This window comes from Spirochaetia bacterium 38H-sp, from assembly GCA_039023545.1.
GTDB classification, from domain to species: Bacteria; Spirochaetota; Spirochaetia; order Winmispirales; family Winmispiraceae; genus Rarispira; species Rarispira pelagica.
The window spans coordinates 651663-669762 of record JBCHKQ010000001.1 but is presented as its reverse complement, the minus strand read 5'-3'; the positions used below and the strand labels follow the sequence as shown (position 1 = coordinate 669762).

Below are 18100 nucleotides of genomic sequence, written 5' to 3'. Positions count from 1 at the left end.
TTCGGTATATTTTATTTTACATTTTGAGGTTGGGCGCTATAACAAGGGCTACAACGCTCATAAGCTTGATGACTATGTCCATTGCAGGACCTGCTGTGTCTTTAAAGGGATCACCTACCGTATCTCCTATAACAGCTGCCTTATGTGCCTCAGAACCCTTACCACCAAACGCACCGCCTTCTATGTGCTTCTTAGCGTTATCCCATGCACCACCGGAGTTTGCCATAAAGAGGGCAAGCATAACCGCAGAAACCATGGCTCCTACAAGAACGCCTCCAAGCATCTCTGCTCCGCCAAGGTATCCAACAAGAACAGGAATAACAACAGCAGAAAGTCCAGGGATTATCATCTCGCGGATAGCCGCCTTGGTTGCAATATCCACACAAGCAACATAATCAGGCTTTTCTTTGCCTTCCAGTATGCCCTTGATTTCGTGGAACTGTCTGCGAACCTCTTCTATCATAGCAAAGGCTGCACGTCCAACAGCACCGATTACAAAAGAAGAAAAGACATAGGGAAGCATGGCTCCCATAAGAAGTCCAACTATAACCTTGGGCTCTGTTACGTCTATACCCTTGAGACCTGAGGCCTCTTCAAAAGCGATAAATAGGGAAAGAGCCGTAAAAACTGCAGAACCTATGGCAAAGCCTTTTCCTATTGCCGCGGTAGTGTTTCCTACAGCATCCAGCTTGTCTGTACGCATTCTTACCTCCGGATCAAGCTTGGCCATCTCAGCAAGCCCGCCGGCATTGTCCGCAATGGGACCGTACGCATCTACAGATACCTGATAGCCTACAGTTGCAAGCATTCCAACCGCTGCTATTGCTATGCCATAAAGTCCGCCAGAAAGGTAAGAAAGATATGTTGCAAGAGAAAGTATTATAACAGGAATTCCTGTAGACTGCATTCCCACTTCTATTCCAGCAATGATATTGGTTGCGGTTCCTGTCATGGATGACTTAGCAACAGCTATAACTGCTCTCTTGCCATCACCTGTGTACATCTCTGTAACGATTCCAACAAGAACACCAGATATAAGACCAGATACCATAGAAAGGAAGATACCAAAAGGTGTAAGGTGGGCAATAGAGCCGGATGGCATAAGCAGATTGAGAACAGGCAAGGTTGCCACAAGCATAACTCCTGCAGCAACAAAGCTTCCGGTATTGAGAGCAGCCTGGGGATGTCCACCTTCCTTGGTTCTTACAAAGAAAGTACCTATTATGGAAGAAACTATTCCCACTGCAGCCACAAGAAGAGGCAAAACCGCAAGGACGTAAGAATTAAGCGCACCGCCCAAAACCACAGCTCCGATTACAGCACCTATATAGGACTCCGTGAGGTCAGACCCCAGACCTGCAACATCACCTACATTATCACCTACATTATCGGCAATAACAGCAGGGTTGCGCGGATCATCCTCAGGGATTCCAGCCTCTACCTTACCTACGAGGTCTGCACCTACATCGGCACCCTTGGTAAAAATACCACCACCTACACGAGCAAAAAGCGCAATGGAGCTTGCACCCATGGAGTAACCAGAAAGAATAGGTATTACAAGCTGATTGAGTACATTGATATCCGTACCAAGCACCGAGCCATAAATAAGAAAAAGCCCAGAAAGCCCCAGCATACCAAAACCGGTAACACCAAGGCCCATAACACTTCCACCATTAAAAGCAACAAGCAGAGCCTCAGCAAGCCCTTTTTTTGCCGCATTAGCTGTTCTCACATTGGCAAGTGTTGCGGCACGCATACCAAGAAACCCTGCGAGAGCTGACATAAGAGCACCCACTACAAAAGATACGGCAACAAGCCGCTCAGCTCCCTGTTCAAGAAAAGAAAAAATAAGAACAACCGCTATGGCAAAAATAACAATTACCTTGTACTCACGTATCAGAAACGCCATAGCACCGTCTCTGATAGCTTTAGAAATTTCTCTGAGATTTTCTGCTCCGGCTTCCTGTTTTTTTATCCAGAAATATCGAGCAAATGCCACAAGAAGCGCGAGAATCGCAGCTCCAAGCGGAAACAAAAGCAATAAACTCTGGGACATTATACAGCTCCTTATGTATAAATATGCGTATATGTTTTAGCATGTTTCCTATAAAGTATTCAAGTGCTTTTGTACAACTGTTTGGTTTATAAACATGTTCTATTTTTTATTTTAAAAAGTATTATTTTGTTTGTTTCGGCCAGAGGTCAATATTTTTTTTACTTTACTTTTGGCTTCGCGTCTTCTAAACTATAAGTAGACCATAAGAAAGGAGCTGCTATGAGACACTATTATCTTTCTATTTTTCCCACAGAGGGACTTATTGCATCGGAGCTTTCTCCGGAGGATTTTGGCTCTTACATGGCGATAGGAGCCAAGAAGGGTGCGTATGAAGGCATCATCTTTGCAGAGGTAGAAGAAGGCTTTGGCAATTTTTTTGACTGGGAATATGCAAAGAAAAAATGTGTTTCTCATCCCAACGGGGAACCAAAACACTCAGTATACCTTGCCGTCTACAGAGTACTTGAGAACATACCTGTGGATAAGTTAAAGAACATCTATCTTACCACAAGAGACGGTAGAACACTTGAGCTTGAGAAAAGCGATTATAAAGCGCCTCAGAAGAAAAATTATTACCTATATCAAGAGTTATGTCCTATCAATCCTCTTGTTGTAAGCTCTCTTGAGCCCATTGAATTTGCTGCCAATATATCCAATGGTTCCAGCAAAATATATGTTCCTACCATAGCCTTCTGCGATATAAAGACAATAGATTTTGACCACCCGGAGGACTCTGGCAATATAGGAGCAATATACGACAGAAACATAGAGCATCTCAAAGAATGCATAGCAGCCGTCACAACAAATAAAGAAAAACCAACAAAAACCATAGAGAGATCGCATATAGGAGCTTTTTCCTATCAGATAATTAACAGTGGCATATACATTGGCAACAAGGACGCTCTGGTGTATTATCCTATGAAAACAATAGAGGAGCTTAGAAAAAATCATTATGACTGGGCACGCTCGGCCATGATAATATAGGATATGTACTACACAGATAAAGAAAAAATTTCCTGCATGATAATAGGAATAAACCAAGGGAGGAGGAATGATACCTCTTCCCTTTCTGAGATAAGTGCTCTTGTAATTGAGCTGGGATATGACATAAGCGCTACCCTATCTTACAAAGTAAGAGAACCTGGCAAAAAGCTATTTCTTGGAACAGGACAGGCAGAAGAAATTGCTGCAATCTGTCTTGAAAAAGAACCAGACGTACTTATAATAGACACAGACTTAAGCCCCGCCCAACAGAGAAACTGGGAGAATCTTACAAAAATACCCGTAAAAGACAGAACAGAGATAATACTTGATATATTTGCAATTCATGCACGAACAAGGCAAGCAAGTCTGCAGACAGAAAAGGCCAGACTGGAGTACCAGCTTCCGCGACTCAGGCGTGCTTGGCTGCACCTTGGACGGCAAAGAGGAGGCAGATATGGCACAAGGGGAGAAGGTGAGACTCAGCTTGAGATGGACAGACGCAGTATTCTTGCGAGGCTTGCAAGGATAAAAAAAGAGCTTGCAGAGCTAGAAAAGCAGGACAGTACAAGGCGAGAGCGCAGGATGGATGCAGGTGTGATAAGAGCAGCCATTGTAGGCTACACCAATGCAGGAAAAAGCGCCTTGTTTAAGGCTCTAACAGGTACGGATAAACCATCCGACGACAGACCCTTTGTAACCTTGGATACCACCACAAGGATATGGTTTATAGAAGATTGGGGCAAAATAGTTCTTAGCGATACAGTAGGTTTTATACAAAACCTGCCGCACACCCTTGTAGAAGCCTTTAAGGCAACTCTAAGGGAAGTATGTCAGGCACATCTCCTTTTGGAAGTGATAGACTCCTCCGATGATAACTATCTAAGCCACATACAAACAACACAGCAGGTTTTAAGAGAAATAGGAGCAGAGACAATACCTAGAATACGCGTATACAACAAAGCAGACAAAACAGAAAACACTATGGTCTTTGACAGCTCTGATTTCCCATACACATCCGTTTCTGCAGTCAAAAAAACAGGATTGGATGAACTATCAGCTTTGGTAACACATACTCTGGAAAAACATTATTCTATAGAAACTGCTTTTTTTTCCCATCCAGATATACCTGATGAAAAATCATTGCAAAGTAATATCAACGGCACAATCATAGGAAAAAAATATACAAAAGAAGGCCTTGTAATAAAATATATTAATTACACATAAATTTATGATTATCTGCCTTTTTGACTTCTTTTATTAACAAAAAAAATCATATATAATCCAAAAAATTCTTAAGCTAACAGGTGAATAATATGCAGGACAGCAGAAATCCCTCAAAAATAGTAGTCGCAATGAGCGGCGGTATAGACTCATCTGCCGTTGCCTGCATGCTCAAAGAAAAGGGCATGGAGGTGATAGGGCTTACTTTTATACGCATAGATGCTCCCAGCGAGGTGGATGCAGAAGGACTCAGTGACGAGGCAAAAGCTGCAAAACAAGTAGCAGACCAACTTGGCATACAGCACATAGTCCTCAACCTGCACGACCTATACTCAGACAAGGTACTATCCCGTGCATGGCAAGAATACAGCACAGGACGCACTCCCAATCCCTGTGTTCTGTGCAACAGAAACCTCAAGTTTGGCTTTCTTGTAAAGTATGCAACAGAAAATCTAGGTGCAGACGGACTTGCTACCGGACACTATGCCAAGCTATCCGTATCTGACTCCAGCGAGGTTTTCCTGCGTAGAGGCGAGGATACCACAAAGGACCAGACATATTTTCTTGCACAGACAAAAAAAGAGGACCTTGCGCGTGCATACTTTCCGCTTGGCAGCATGATAAAGAAGGACGTAAGAGAATATGCAAAAAAAATGCGCCTAGCCACAGCAGACAGAAAAGAAAGCCAAGATGTATGTTTTAATACAACGGGGCTCAGGTTTGGCTCTTTTCTTGAAAGCTTCTTTGACAAGAAGACTGTACCGGGCGATATAGTGGATGAAGAGGGTAATGTGTTGGGTCGTCATGAGGGTATACACACATTTACCGTCGGTCAGCGCCGAGGAATAGGCATTGCTTCCGGAAAACCCATATATGTCAAGGCAGTGGATGCAGATACCAACCGCGTGATTGTTACGGACAATCCTGATAGGCTCCTTAGCAGAACAGTTGTTGCCGAGGAGCTCAACTGGCTCATGCCCCCGGAGAAATTGCCTGAGCGTGTTACAGCCAAGATACGCTATGCACATAAGCCATCACCTGCCACTGTTGAGCATACTGGAAACAGTATAAAGCTTGTTTTTGACGAGCCACAAAGGGCAATCACACCTGGACAGCTTCTTGTGGTATACGACAGTGACAGAGTAGCTGTAAGCGGTTTTATCTCTCATACCGAGTAAACAGCTCCTTTTACTTTATACCGAACGGCATAGACGCGCAGAGCGCGCTATGCCTGCCTACAGCAAAGAAGAAAAGCAGGTTATTTTGCGCCGCAGGCAGGACTGCCTGCATTATTTTCTGCCTGTTTTTGCTATATGAGATGCGGGCAGTCCGTTCGGTTTAAAACTTTTTTGTAAATTGGGCAGATTGTCGTGGTATTGACAGACTGCTTTTTTTGTCTTTACCATACGCTATCCAAGGAGTTCTTATGAATAAATACAAGGTTGCACTTATAGGTTGCGGGACTGTCGGCGGAGGTGTTGCAAGACTGCTTACGCGCGATGCTGATATTCTCAGAGAACGCTCAGGTGTGGATTTGGAGCTTGCTTATGTTGCAGATAAAAATCTAGAGCATGCGCGCTCTCTGGGACTGGATGAGAGGCTCTTTACAGATGATTATACGGTTGCACTTTCTGACCCCAATGTGGGACTTGTAATAGAGCTTGTAGGCGGAACCACTATTGCCAAGAAGATTATTGAGGACGCACTGCGTGCAGGCAAGCATGTTGTTACGGCCAATAAGGCACTGCTTGCACACCATGGACGGGAGTTGCTTTCTCTGGCAAGAAAGAACGGCGTGAGCATTGCTTTTGAAGCAAGCTGCGGCGGCGGGATTCCCATTATACGAGCGATTTATGACGGACTTATTGCTAACAGGATAGATGCAATATACGGGATTGTAAACGGTACATGCAATTATATTCTTACCAAGATGATAAAGGAGGGTACATCCTATAAGGATGCCCTTGCAGAGGCACAGCAAAAAGGCTACGCCGAGGCTGATCCGTTTTTGGACGTATCCGGTACGGATTCTGCTCACAAGCTTGCCATCATGACTTCTATGGCATTTGGAGTCAGCGTGGACTTTGACTCCATCCCTGTAAAAGGCATTGATGAGCTTGAGCTGCTTGATGTCAAATATGGAGAGGAGCTAGGCTATGTTATAAAGCTCCTTGCAGTAACACACAGACAGGACAACGGTCTCTGCATGAGGGTAAGGCCGGCTTTTATATCAGTGGAGCATCCTCTTGCATGGGTCTCTGATTCTTTTAATGCAGTTAGTGTTTACGGGCATTCTACCGGACACACTATGTACTATGGCCGCGGCGCAGGCGATATGCCTACCGCATCAGCTGTTGTTGCGGATATCATTGCCATTGCAAACAATACATATCCTGTGCTTTTTAACACACTTCCTCTATGGCAGGACAAGACACAGAAGGCTACAATGGTCCCGCTCAGAGAAAACAGCGCAAGGTACTATCTCCGCATAATGGTAGAGGACAGACCCGGAGTTATGGCAAAAATTACCAGCATCCTGGGAGAACACAATATAAGCATATCCAGCGTACTACAAAAAGAAGTGCCAGAAGGCAGCAAGACAAACCACGTACCAATAATCATAACAACCCATACGGTAAAAGAATCGGATATAGAAGACTCAGTAAAGAGAATGGAGGGTCTGGATTTTGTATCCGGCAGGCCAGTCTGGATAAGCATAGTGGATGAGTACCCTGAGAACTTGTAGGAACAGGGATAGAATTAAGAAAAAGCCTCCCCAATGGGAGGCTTTTTTGTTGCAATACATTAATATTTTTCAGCCACTTCTTTCTTTATACGCCTTATAAAATCAATTAAAAAAACCATAAATATACCAAGAAAAACTCCGCCCAAAACACCAAGTAACACTATATTTTTGCGTTTGGGCCAGCTACGCCTATCAGGCACTCTGGCATATTCAAGAACAGAAACAACAGAAACCTCATCAAGTTCTTCCAGCTTTGTCTGTTCATACTGAGTTGATAAAAAATTATAAACAGACTCTTTGACCTTTACCATTCTATAAAGATCCAGATAATCCAGATACATCCCACCAAGCCTGTTTAATTCCTGCTTATATTTATTTATGGTTGCATCAATCGCAAGGAGATGACCCCTATCGACAGGGGTCATCTCCTTTATACCAAAATTGGCATTAGCTCTATGATCAAGAAGGACCTTTTCCTTTTCTATTGTAAGTCTGGATATCTCATTTATTATACTCTTTATCTGATTATCAGCATCCCAAATATTATTATTATTCTGGAAAGTTACTAATTTCTTTTGAGCAGAATCCAACTCTTCTCTTATGGTATTTATCTTGTTCTCGAGATAAATCTGCTTTCTCTTTGCAGGTGTCGATGTAATTTTTGCTGTCAGTACTTCTAAAGCCTCTATATAAGTATTGACTATATCAGCAGCCAAAGAAGGAGACTTATGAGAAAAAGAAATAGTTATTTCACCAGAAGTTCCCATACCTATTTTTAAGTTATCAGTCATCACTCCTATCATCTCATCAACTGATTTGGCATTCTTTAATAAATCTGTATTCCTTAAATTGAGACTATCTATTACATACAACGCAGCGCTATCACTTTTGAGAACAACAGGATATATGCTGGATACAGAAGTCCCTGAAAGAAGACTTGCAATATCTCCGCTATTAGCAACAGAAAGAATTTTAGATATAGAACTATTACTACTAGTTTGATTATTCAAAATTATGGCCTTCGCAGTATAAACCTCTGGCGTTATAATAGCATAGAAAAGTGCTCCTAATATAACTAAAAAAGAAAAACTCAAAAATACTCTAATATTTTTAATAAAAACCATTACAAGATCTGAAAAAGTGATCTCCTCACTACCGGAATTCATCACATCTCTTTTGCTCATGCCTTTACCACTTTCTGACTCTTTATCTTGATCATATTTCTAGTATCCACTATGAGATTGGAATTATTGTATATAACTTCTGGATCATAAAAAGAATGATCTGTTATAATAACCACACAATCGTATTCTCCAAGTGTTTTATCAGTCAAGGCCTTTGATCTCTTATAATAATTAACGGATTTTATATTGAGTTCATTAACATAAGGATCATGAAAATCAACACATGCCCCCTTTTCCAAAAGTCTTTTAACTATCGCTATCGCTGGAGATTCTCTTAAGTCATCGATATCTTTTTTATATGCCACTCCAAGTATCAAAATATTAGAACCATTTATTGCTTTTTTAACACTGTTTAAAGCCTCAGTTATCTTTTCAACAACATAGTAAGGCATTGATATGTTTATTTCGCCAGCAATATTTATAAACCTTGGATTAAAATCATATTCCTTTGCTTTCCATACAAGATAAAACGGATCAACGGGAATGCAATGCCCCCCTACACCAGGCCCAGGATAAAAAGCATGAAAACCAAAAGGCTTGGTACTTGCAGCATCTATCACCTCCCAGATATCTATATCCATTCTATCAAAGAGCATTTTAAGCTCGTTAACAAGAGAAATATTTACAGCTCTATATATATTCTCCAATAGCTTTGCAGCCTCTGCCACTCGCGTAGAAGAAACCGGAACAACAGTTTCAAAAACTTGTCTATACACTTCTACGACCTTACTAAGACAAGATTCCGTATATCCGCCTATTACTTTAGGAATCATTTTAGTAGTAAATACCTTATTACCCGGGTCTTCTCTCTCTGGAGAAAAAGCAAGATAAAAATCAATACCAGCTTTTAACCCTGATTTTTCAAGAACAGCCTTTAAGTCCTCGTCCGTGGTTCCAGGATAGGTAGTAGACTCCAGTACAATAGTCTGACCCCTCTTCATATATTTGGCTATGGTTTCGCCAGCAGAAAGAACATAACTAAGATCAGGTTGCCCATACTCATTAAGAGGAGTAGGAACACAGATAATTATGTAATCCACATCTGATAATTTCGAGAAATCATTGGTAGCAGTAAACCTATCTTTTGCTGCAATTATACTTTCACTTGATATATGCTTTATATAGCTTTTACCACAATTAATACTTTCTACCTTGTTTATATCTTTATCAAATCCAAGTACAAAGAACCCGGCTCTTGCAAACTCCACAGCAAGAGGTAAACCTACATACCCAAGTCCTATAATACCTATCTTATTCATATATATATTACCCTCCTAAAAATATTAAAAAAATTAACATTTTTCTATCAAAAAATCTAGTCAAAAGTAAATAATAATGTAATCTTGCAAAATCCAAAGTATTGTCCTTTATTACAATAGCTTATATAATTAAATATTCTTAACAAACCATTTTAATAGAGAGCATAATCATGCGTAACTATGAGAAAATAAAATTGCTTTTCGACATATCAAGATTTGGATCAGTCTGGATTGATGGTTCAAAGAAAGATATACGGGGCATTTACAGGGTAGTATTAGAATTGGCAAAAAACCTGTCAAAAGAAGAGTCTTTGGACTTAGCCTTTACATCTCTATCAGACAAAAAAATATGTGGGGCAAGCCAAATATATCATAAAAAATCAGACTTGCGAGATATTTCATTTGTACCACCTTCTTTATCATATTCTCAATACATTCTTGCCCGTTTTGCACAGATTTATAAGAAATATACCAAACTCCAATCCAAACTACAATTTAAAAGAATCCTTAATATACATTCAACTTCTAAAACCACACACCAATACTCCGGAATAGAAATAAAAAACCCTAGTATGTTAAATTATGATATTATTCATCTACCCTTTTTTGTAAAAACCAATATAAAAGAAATCCCTTTTCGTACATTAATAACAATACACGATCTTATACCAATATTATATCCTACACCAGAACATATCGAGTTAACCCAATTCATAGAAGCAAAATTAAAAGAATTAACACCAAGACATTGGATACACTGTATATCAGAATCAACAAGAAAAGATCTATTAAAGCTAAACCTGGATATTGACCCGCAGAAAGTGTTTGTGGTCCCCAACGGTGTATCTGATTTCTTTTACAAGATTGATAAAGAAAACGCAAAAAAAATATTAGATAAATATAATATAACAAACGACTATATAATAACATTGTCAACAATACAAAAACGTAAAAACATAGAAAATGCAATAAAAGCCTTTCACAATATACATTCCAATTATCCAGATTTAAAATATATCATAGTAGGATATTTTTCTGACTCATATTTACAGGTAAAAGAACTTATAAATAAATATAAACTCAATAATCACATAATCCTATTGGGACATATTCCCGATGAGGACATCAGAGCTCTATACTCAATGGCGAGAATATTTCTGTTTACATCTTTTTATGAGGGATTTGGCCTACCGCCACTAGAAGCAATGGCTTGCGGCTTACCGGTTGTAGCATCCAACACATCATCAATACCGGAGGTTGTTGGAGAATCTGGACTATTAATAGACCCCAATGATGTGTCGGATATTGCCAATAAACTTAATATCATTTTAAAGGATTCTAAACTATGTAAGAAATTATCTCAAAAATCCTTAGAGCAAAGCAGGAAATTCACATGGCAGAACACAACACACAAACTAACAGAATATTATACAAAGATGATAGAACAAGACTCATAATTACTTTCTCTTAAGAATGCCAATAAGATCATCCCAAAAAGACCTATCCAAGAAAATAAAAAATAAGGCAAACATAAAGATAAAAAATAATAAATATATGATGATAAAGACTATGGGAGTAAAAGGAAAAACCAATTTCAAGAGAAAACCAATTATTACCATAACTAAGCCATATATTACTCCTCTTAAAAAAAGTCTTATATAATCGGATAATGTTATAATCAAAAGCCATCCCAAAGCTATAAAATTAATCACAACATCAAAGAAAGAAGACAATAAAATTGCTATCAAAACTCCATTTACACCTGCATTTGAACCTATAAAAAACGAAATAGCATAAAAGGGAATAACAGCAAGATATGCATAATTGAGATATTGAGGTTTTTTATAAGTATAGAATATAGATCTAAAAGTAGACATGAGCATGTAAAAAGCTCCCACAGCGCTTCTTACAACAAAAAAGGGAATAGCGGGCTCCCAATTTATGCCAAACAAAAGAGGAACAAAGTAAGGCGAAGTTAGCATTATCATCCAGAACACAGGAATGGAAAAAACACTCAGGACTTCCAATAACTTTAGATAATGCTTTTTGGATTCTACATTTGATAATCTAGCAAAAATAGGTAAAAAGGTATCATATAAAATAATCCCTATTTCTGTTATAGGCCTGACTATTATTCTAAAGGAAAAAGAATAATACCCCAAGACAATATCCCCCATAAACCTACCAATAAAAAACGTATCAATATTCCCTTTTACATAATTAAGAACATTTCCTCCCATGATGTGAAGAGAGAATTTTACAATGTGAATAAGTTTTTTTATATCAACTATAAGGTGCAATTTTATGGGTCTTATGAACCAATAATAAACAGAAGTAAAAAATCGCATAAAAAGATCGGCAAGAACCAAACTCCATACACCATACCCACATACCGCCATTAAGATGGCAACTACTCCATATAAACACTGAGATAGAAAAGATACAAAAAAAATCTCTTTATATTTTAACTCTTTTCTTAGCAATCCAAAATTGGCAGCAGAAGAAGAATCGATAAGGAAACCTAGAATAGAAACTCGTATAAGAGAAGTAACAATAGGTTTATCAAACCATAAACTTACAAATGGTGCAATGAAGAATACAATAATGTATAGGAGAAAATTAAACAACAAATTTAACCAGAATAAGGATGAAACATCCCTGTTATCAAGTCCATCATATACAACTATAGCACTGGATAATCCTGCATCTCTTACAAGAGCAACAAAGTTTCTGACAAGAATAACCATTGCCATCAAACCAAAAATAGATGGGCCTAAGATCCTTGCAAGAATAACAGAAAATAATATCCTTAATATATTTACTCCAAGACTCCTTGCCCCAGTCCAGCCAAGTCCTTCTAATACAGAATCACGCAATGCCATAGACTACTTCCTGCTATAAGAAAAACTTTTTTGTACATCTCTATATACCTTTTCTAGTCTATCCACATAAACATTCCAATCAAATCTAGAAACCATGAGTTGCCTATTATTCTCAGACATTAACTGTCTTCTTTTATCATCAAGCATCAATACTTCAATAGCATCAGCAAGAGCTACAGGGTCTGATGGCGGTACAAGTAGCCCATTGGTATCGTGAGAAACTATCTCTGGAATTCCCATTACATTGGAAGCAATAACCGGCAATCCGCAGCTCATCGCTTCGAGGAGAGAATTAGGACCGTTATCCTTTCTTGAAGGGAGAACAAAAATATCGGAAGACTGATAAAGCTTTCTTAACTTATCTCTATCCAAAACACCGCAAAAATCAACAATTTTATCTATCTTCTTATCAACACATAGAGCTTTATATCGGTCAATCTCTCCCCATCCAGCAATCTTTACCCTAAAATTCCTATCTAGCTTTTTACTCAATATAGAGACCGCTTCTAAGAACACATCAATACCCTTTAAAGGCATGAGCCTACCAACAAACAATATATTAAGATAATCCTTAGTCATGTTTTTATCAGAAGACGGATAGAAAAATTGTGTATCCACTCCATTATAAAATAAATAAGATTCGTTTCTATATTTATCAGGAACATACTTAAAAGCCTCCTTAACTTCAAACAACACAGCAGAAGAGTTAGATAGCATTTTGTTCCAGAGATATATCTTTATCCTTTCTGATATTCTTTTATTCTGATTATTCCATTCTCGATATGGCACAGTAATACCACCCAAAACAAAAGGGACACCCAATCCCGAAACAGGAGAAAAAAATCCGGGATAAGAAGGCCTTATATGATGTATTACATCTATCTTCTTCTTTTTTATGAGTTTCTTTGCCTGTTTATATGATTCTAGCAAGAAAACATATGCCTTTATTTTTCTCATAACCTTATTTTTTTCCTTTCTAAACGCACACCTCTTTATAAAAATAGGGATTATATTTTCATAATCACGTGACAGCTCTATTTCTGGGGACATCACATAACAGATATGGCCTCTTTTTGCCATACCATATACAGTACCCCAGGCAACCTTTTCCTCTCCGCCAACCTCTTCTTTATCAGTAAACCTAAAAGAAGCATAAGAATAAAGTATATTCATTATATATATATTCTCCTATTGCTACGACAACTCTAGATATTTAAATAAGTCATCATAATTATGATGCTCAACATATTTCAATATTTTATTGTAAAAGACATACCCTCTTCTGGAATATTCATTATAATCTTTTTTGTCCATTATATAACACAACCTGTTTGCCATCTCGTATATATCATAGGGGTTAAAATATATTACAGATTCCCCGTAGAATACTGGGATAGCTGTTACAGCAGAAGCAAGGACAGGTTTCTTATATTTAAAAGCTTCCAAAGGAGGATATCCCAACCCCTCGCTAAGAGAAGGGTATAAAAGTGCATAACAATTTTTATAAAGCTCATCTAAGCTATTACTGTCAACATATCCCAGAAGGAAACATCGTTTCTGCACTGATTTATTCCTTAATAACCTGTTTTTTAAGTAATCCGGAACACCCGTAGCAACAAGAGAAACATCATCCGGCAAAATATAATCAGCAGTTGTCATAGCTTCACAAGCTCTAACAAGATTTTTTTCTCTCCTCCCCCCTCCTACCAGAAGGAAATACCTGTTCCTCTTAAGGCTGGGGAACTCATTATAATAAGATGCCTCTATATTGATAGAATAATCTCTAAAAAGATAATCAGGGAATACAGTATCAACAAAAATGCGATTTCTATCTATATAAGGGAAATGAGAAATAACACTATATTTTGTATGTACTGTCTGTGTCAAAAAAGAATAATCCAGTATTCTAAGCAACTTTTCTATTTTTTTTCTTTCTCGATTAATAACTTTCTTAGGATTTACATATTTATATACTGCTTTTGCTTGATTTATTAAACCTTTTCTATAATAGATTTCTTTAGAATCCCTGTATATTTCCAGATTCCTTAAGCCATGCAGAGTACCTTTTATCTTTACAGACGATAATACGTTAGCATCCGTAATTATATCTGCTAAATAATAGGGAACAGGAGAGAAAAAAATATCTATTTGTTTCTCTATAATTATATTAACTATTTCTTTCTGATCTAATATAGGAATAATCTCAACATTAGCATCTTTGAAAAGCTCAAGAAGCTCATTATCAGATATAATATATCTTTTATTTACAGCAAAAAAATATTTTACTTTGGTATATAAATTCTTCCTTTTCAACAAAATCTTTGCTACGGCAACACCATAGGCACCACCGCCATGATACAAGACATTCCCATATGGCTGTGCAGAAAAAAAATCATACAAAAAATTAATTTTCATAAAATCTCGCATTACATATTATCAAGCCATCTTAAGATAAGAGATAATTCTCTAGGATATAACTTATCCTTAGAAAACCTGGATAAAACACTATTTCTTGCAGCAACACCCATGTCTTTTACTCTCTCTTTATTTTTAACACAATACAACAACACCTCTTGTATTTTATATATATCATCAGGATTGACAAGAAAACCTGTTTTATCATCATCTATTATATCGATGGCCCCACTCTCTATTCCTGCGACAGAAGGAAGACCGTAAATCGCAGCTTCTATATAAGAAAGACCGAACCCCTCTACACTCCCATCATTACGTAGGAAACTACTTGGCATAACAAATAAATCGGAAATCGCATATAACAGAGATAAGTCACGATAAGGCACATAGCCAAAAAACAACACACTATCATTAAGATTACATTCACATACCATGTTTTTAAGTCTGTCGTATTCTTTGCCATTCCCTACAATAATATACTTTATCCTTCCACGGAACTCAGGGAAATTCAATATCATTAATGCTAACGCCTTTATAATTTTATCATGCCCTTTCCGCTTATCAAGCCTAGAAACAGTAATCAATACAAAATCCTGAGGTTTCAGATCATATTTTTCTCTAACCTCAACAATCTGATTTGCAGCAGGAACAATCCAATTATCACTATCAATATAGTTATTAACAACCTCTATTTTATTTTTATCAACACCAAAATCAATTAAGAGCTTTTTTGTAAAGCTGCTCACTGCCAGAACAATCAGAGAATTATTATATATAATATTTAACACCTTTCTTATATCAGATTTATTATAAAATCTTATAAATTCATTACCATGAGCAAGAACCACATAGGGGATAGAAAATATTTTGGAAATTATAAAAGATACAAATCCCACATAGGTACCTGATAAGGCATAAATAATATCTGGCTTTCTTATCATCACAGAAAAAAAAGAATAAAAAAATGTCAAGAAAAATTTTAATATATTACCTTTAGCGGGAATATATAACTGACCTTTTTTTCTGTTATGAGATACAGGAGCTATCAGAACAATATCATGTCCTGACTCTTTATAAGCTTGATACTTATCATAAGTCAACTTGCCTATACCGCCAGAAACAACAGGCGGAAACTCATATGATATCATCAATATCTTTAATCTTCTATTGGGATTCAAAAACAACCTCATCATAAAGAGAAATAAAACGTTCTACCATTTTATCCATAGAAAAATTTTCTTCAATATATTTTCTTGCATCAAGAAGCATTTTTTCATTATAGTGAGAAGAAATTCTTATCAATCCTTCCATAACTCCTTTCTTATCAAGAGAGGAAAAGAGTAATCCTCTTTTTTCATCACCACTTAGCATCGGAATGTCGGATACAGGACTGGCAATCCACGGCACTCCTAAGGCCATTGATTCCAGAATAACATTGGGTGTCCCTTCCGCAAAAGAAGGCAATACAACACATGATGCTCTATTATAAAGAGAAACAACATCCTTAACATAAGGCAACACTTCTACATAAGAACTTAACTTCTTTTTTTCTATAAAATTGAGTATTTTATTATAATAATCTTCATTCTCTATTTTACCACATAAAACCATAAACATGTTTTTATAATTTTTAAGGGAAACAAGCTCATAAAAAGCTTCCAGGAGAGTTAATTGATTTTTTACAGGACTTATTCTTCCAATACACAAAAAAATAAAATCAGAATTAATATTTTTTTTATTATATTTAAAATTATTTAAATCAACTCCATTATTGATAACTTCTATCTTTTCCGGCTGTACATTCTTATCAACAAGAATATTCTTAGCAGACAAAGAGTTAGAAACTATCTTTTTTGCAACCTTACCCCATATAGAAAGCCCTTTGAAAGCCCATTTGTTTATGCTTCTCACAGAAGCAATATGAGGGATACCTAAAATAAGAGAAACAAAACTACCAGCAATATTATCAAAAGGGCCCCAAGAATGTATTAGTTTTACCTTGTTCTTTAAACAAAAAGAAATAAGTCTGAGAACCCATATGGGGAAAAACAGAATCTTAAAAAACCCTTTCCGATTATAAAAAGTAAAAGAAATCTTTCTATGAGATACTCCATCAGGTAGAAGTATATTATAAGAAGGATTTTCACTTTGATAAGTTACCAGATTACAGAGAAGACCTTTTTTATACAAATGCTCTAACAAATAGAAAATTTGTTTTTCCACACCACCATGGCTAAGACAGGAGTTGATAATCATAATATTCATGTGGTGCATACCATAAGACATTATAGAGGCCCTCCCAAGATATTCATAGCATTTATGGCAAAAGCATACCCTATGGATATAGACACAGAACCCAAAAGTTTTTTCTCTTCTATTGCCGCTAATACTAATCCCATCTCTATCACATAATAAAAGTACAAAATCCTAGCAATTGCTTCATCAAAAAAACCGGATATATAAGAAAAAGCAGATAAAGCAAGTAGAAACACAATATAGAATCCTCTAATCATTCTGAGAAAAGAAAAATTTGTTATAATCTTACAATATTTGCCCCAAAAAATTTCAGAAACAATAAAAATAAAAAAAATAGGTATTATCTTAATATAACCAGCCACACGAGAACCCAAACCAATATATGATTTTTGGAAATACCCTCCAAGAAAAGGTATTTTGGGGATTATTAGCATCATAAGAATAACACCTATAATACCTGATAAAACCATTACGGAATACAACAAAGAAGAGGACAAGGTCATCTTTTGCCTATAGATATCACCAAAATACATCCTTTTTATAAGCAAAGCTACAGAGAATGTGAGAAACAAAAACAAAAATCCACTTTTATGAAAAAAAATAGACAAAATAGCATATAACAACATAGAAAATCTTTTCTTACAAATAAGAGCCAATAGAGAAAATAAAATGAATACAGAAGAAAAAGCCTGTCTCAAGCCATTATTAACCCCAAGAGAAAACGCAAGCCCACTAATAATAAAAATCAATCCAACAATATACTCAATAGAAGATAATTTATAATATCTCAGAACACTTACAAATAGCAAAGATAAGACAACCTGAATGATAAATACAGCAAACCTATTATTTTGAGTTAAAAAAAAGGCAATACTTGCTAACAAATTATATGCTGGTTCTAGAAAAGCATGCGGATTATTTACTACTTGTACATATACAGGAATGTCTGCTGTATCAGGTTTTATTATATATATAAATACAAATATTAGTATTGAAAAAATAATAAAATGGCGCCAATATTTTTTTGATAAGGTAACAACAGAAAAAAAATGCTGCAAAACCCATAATATTCTGATCAACAACGCCAAGATGTTCTC

At 36.9% G+C, this 18100-nt stretch carries 14 protein-coding genes; 5 read left to right on the top strand and 9 right to left on the bottom strand.

The features are described 5' to 3' along the window. Window positions 1–16: 16 nt before the first annotated feature. Window positions 17–2056: a sodium-translocating pyrophosphatase gene (locus WKV44_02885; protein ID MEM5947482.1), complete on the bottom strand. Its 2040-nt coding sequence runs from the start codon at window positions 2054–2056 to the stop codon at window positions 17–19. A 219-nt stretch (window positions 2057–2275) separates the two neighbouring features. On the opposite strand from WKV44_02885, the gene WKV44_02880 reads away from it, so the two are divergent. From WKV44_02880 to WKV44_02865, 4 genes are all read left to right on the top strand, one after another. Next, window positions 2276–3040 (top strand): hypothetical protein, encoded by a 765-nt coding sequence (locus WKV44_02880; GenBank protein ID MEM5947481.1) that lies wholly within the window; start codon window positions 2276–2278, stop codon window positions 3038–3040. A 3-nt stretch (window positions 3041–3043) separates the two neighbouring features. Next, window positions 3044–4264 (top strand): GTPase HflX, encoded by a 1221-nt coding sequence (gene hflX, locus WKV44_02875; GenBank protein MEM5947480.1) that lies wholly within the window; start codon window positions 3044–3046, stop codon window positions 4262–4264. Window positions 4265–4353: 89 nt separating this feature from the next. Next, the gene (gene mnmA, locus WKV44_02870; protein MEM5947479.1) at window positions 4354–5439 is read left to right on the top strand and encodes a tRNA 2-thiouridine(34) synthase MnmA; all 1086 of its coding nucleotides are present in this window, start codon (window positions 4354–4356) and stop codon (window positions 5437–5439) included. 248 nt (window positions 5440–5687) lie between these two features. Beyond that, window positions 5688–7007 (top strand): homoserine dehydrogenase, encoded by a 1320-nt coding sequence (locus WKV44_02865; GenBank protein MEM5947478.1) that lies wholly within the window; start codon window positions 5688–5690, stop codon window positions 7005–7007. Window positions 7008–7066: 59 nt separating this feature from the next. Here WKV44_02865 and WKV44_02860 read toward each other — a convergent pair whose 3' ends face one another. Both WKV44_02860 and WKV44_02855 read right to left on the bottom strand, forming a co-directional pair. After that, entirely contained in the window at window positions 7067–8191 is a 1125-nt protein-coding gene (locus WKV44_02860; protein ID MEM5947477.1) for a Wzz/FepE/Etk N-terminal domain-containing protein, read from the bottom strand. Then, entirely contained in the window at window positions 8188–9450 is a 1263-nt protein-coding gene (locus WKV44_02855; protein MEM5947476.1) for a nucleotide sugar dehydrogenase, read from the bottom strand. Before WKV44_02855 ends, WKV44_02860 begins: the two co-directional genes overlap by 4 nt. Window positions 9451–9620: 170 nt before the next feature. Between WKV44_02855 and WKV44_02850 the strand changes: the two genes are divergently transcribed. Next, window positions 9621–10907 (top strand): glycosyltransferase family 1 protein, encoded by a 1287-nt coding sequence (locus tag WKV44_02850; GenBank protein ID MEM5947475.1) that lies wholly within the window; start codon window positions 9621–9623, stop codon window positions 10905–10907. Here the strand turns inward: WKV44_02850 and WKV44_02845 are convergent, their stop codons facing one another. Genes WKV44_02845 through WKV44_02820 form a run of 6 tightly spaced genes read right to left on the bottom strand, consistent with a single transcriptional unit; the run spans window position 10908 to window position 18091 of the window. Beyond that, a complete protein-coding gene (locus tag WKV44_02845; GenBank protein ID MEM5947474.1) occupies window positions 10908–12332 on the bottom strand; it encodes a lipopolysaccharide biosynthesis protein in 1425 nt (474 codons plus the stop codon). It lies immediately after the preceding gene. A gap of 3 nt (window positions 12333–12335) precedes the next feature. Then, window positions 12336–13505, bottom strand: coding sequence for a glycosyltransferase family 4 protein (locus tag WKV44_02840; protein MEM5947473.1), 1170 nt, complete (start codon window positions 13503–13505; stop codon window positions 12336–12338). Between the two features lie 21 nt (window positions 13506–13526). Further along, window positions 13527–14747: a glycosyltransferase gene (locus WKV44_02835; GenBank protein ID MEM5947472.1), complete on the bottom strand. Its 1221-nt coding sequence runs from the start codon at window positions 14745–14747 to the stop codon at window positions 13527–13529. Window positions 14748–14758: 11 nt separating this feature from the next. Continuing rightward, window positions 14759–15940, bottom strand: a complete 1182-nt coding sequence (locus tag WKV44_02830) for a glycosyltransferase family 4 protein (GenBank protein MEM5947471.1) — start codon at window positions 15938–15940, stop codon at window positions 14759–14761. Then, the gene (locus WKV44_02825) at window positions 15912–17033 is read right to left on the bottom strand and encodes a glycosyltransferase family 4 protein (protein ID MEM5947470.1); all 1122 of its coding nucleotides are present in this window, start codon (window positions 17031–17033) and stop codon (window positions 15912–15914) included. Before WKV44_02825 ends, WKV44_02830 begins: the two co-directional genes overlap by 29 nt. Continuing rightward, a complete protein-coding gene (locus tag WKV44_02820; protein MEM5947469.1) occupies window positions 17033–18091 on the bottom strand; it encodes an EpsG family protein in 1059 nt (352 codons plus the stop codon). Before WKV44_02820 ends, WKV44_02825 begins: the two co-directional genes overlap by 1 nt. Between the last annotated feature and the right edge of the window lie 9 nt (window positions 18092–18100).

Coding starts and splice junctions, on each gene's coding strand:
- WKV44_02885 (MEM5947482.1), bottom strand. CDS start 2,056: ATGTCCCAGAGTTTATTGCTTTTGTTTCCGCTTGGAGCTGCGATTCTC.
- WKV44_02880 (MEM5947481.1), top strand. CDS start 2,276: ATGAGACACTATTATCTTTCTATTTTTCCCACAGAGGGACTTATTGCA.
- hflX (MEM5947480.1), top strand. CDS start 3,044: ATGTACTACACAGATAAAGAAAAAATTTCCTGCATGATAATAGGAATA.
- mnmA (MEM5947479.1), top strand. CDS start 4,354: ATGCAGGACAGCAGAAATCCCTCAAAAATAGTAGTCGCAATGAGCGGC.
- WKV44_02865 (MEM5947478.1), top strand. CDS start 5,688: ATGAATAAATACAAGGTTGCACTTATAGGTTGCGGGACTGTCGGCGGA.
- WKV44_02860 (MEM5947477.1), bottom strand. CDS start 8,191: ATGAGCAAAAGAGATGTGATGAATTCCGGTAGTGAGGAGATCACTTTT.
- WKV44_02855 (MEM5947476.1), bottom strand. CDS start 9,450: ATGAATAAGATAGGTATTATAGGACTTGGGTATGTAGGTTTACCTCTT.
- WKV44_02850 (MEM5947475.1), top strand. CDS start 9,621: ATGCGTAACTATGAGAAAATAAAATTGCTTTTCGACATATCAAGATTT.
- WKV44_02845 (MEM5947474.1), bottom strand. CDS start 12,332: ATGGCATTGCGTGATTCTGTATTAGAAGGACTTGGCTGGACTGGGGCA.
- WKV44_02840 (MEM5947473.1), bottom strand. CDS start 13,505: ATGAATATACTTTATTCTTATGCTTCTTTTAGGTTTACTGATAAAGAA.
- WKV44_02835 (MEM5947472.1), bottom strand. CDS start 14,747: ATGAAAATTAATTTTTTGTATGATTTTTTTTCTGCACAGCCATATGGG.
- WKV44_02830 (MEM5947471.1), bottom strand. CDS start 15,940: ATGATGAGGTTGTTTTTGAATCCCAATAGAAGATTAAAGATATTGATG.
- WKV44_02825 (MEM5947470.1), bottom strand. CDS start 17,033: ATGTCTTATGGTATGCACCACATGAATATTATGATTATCAACTCCTGT.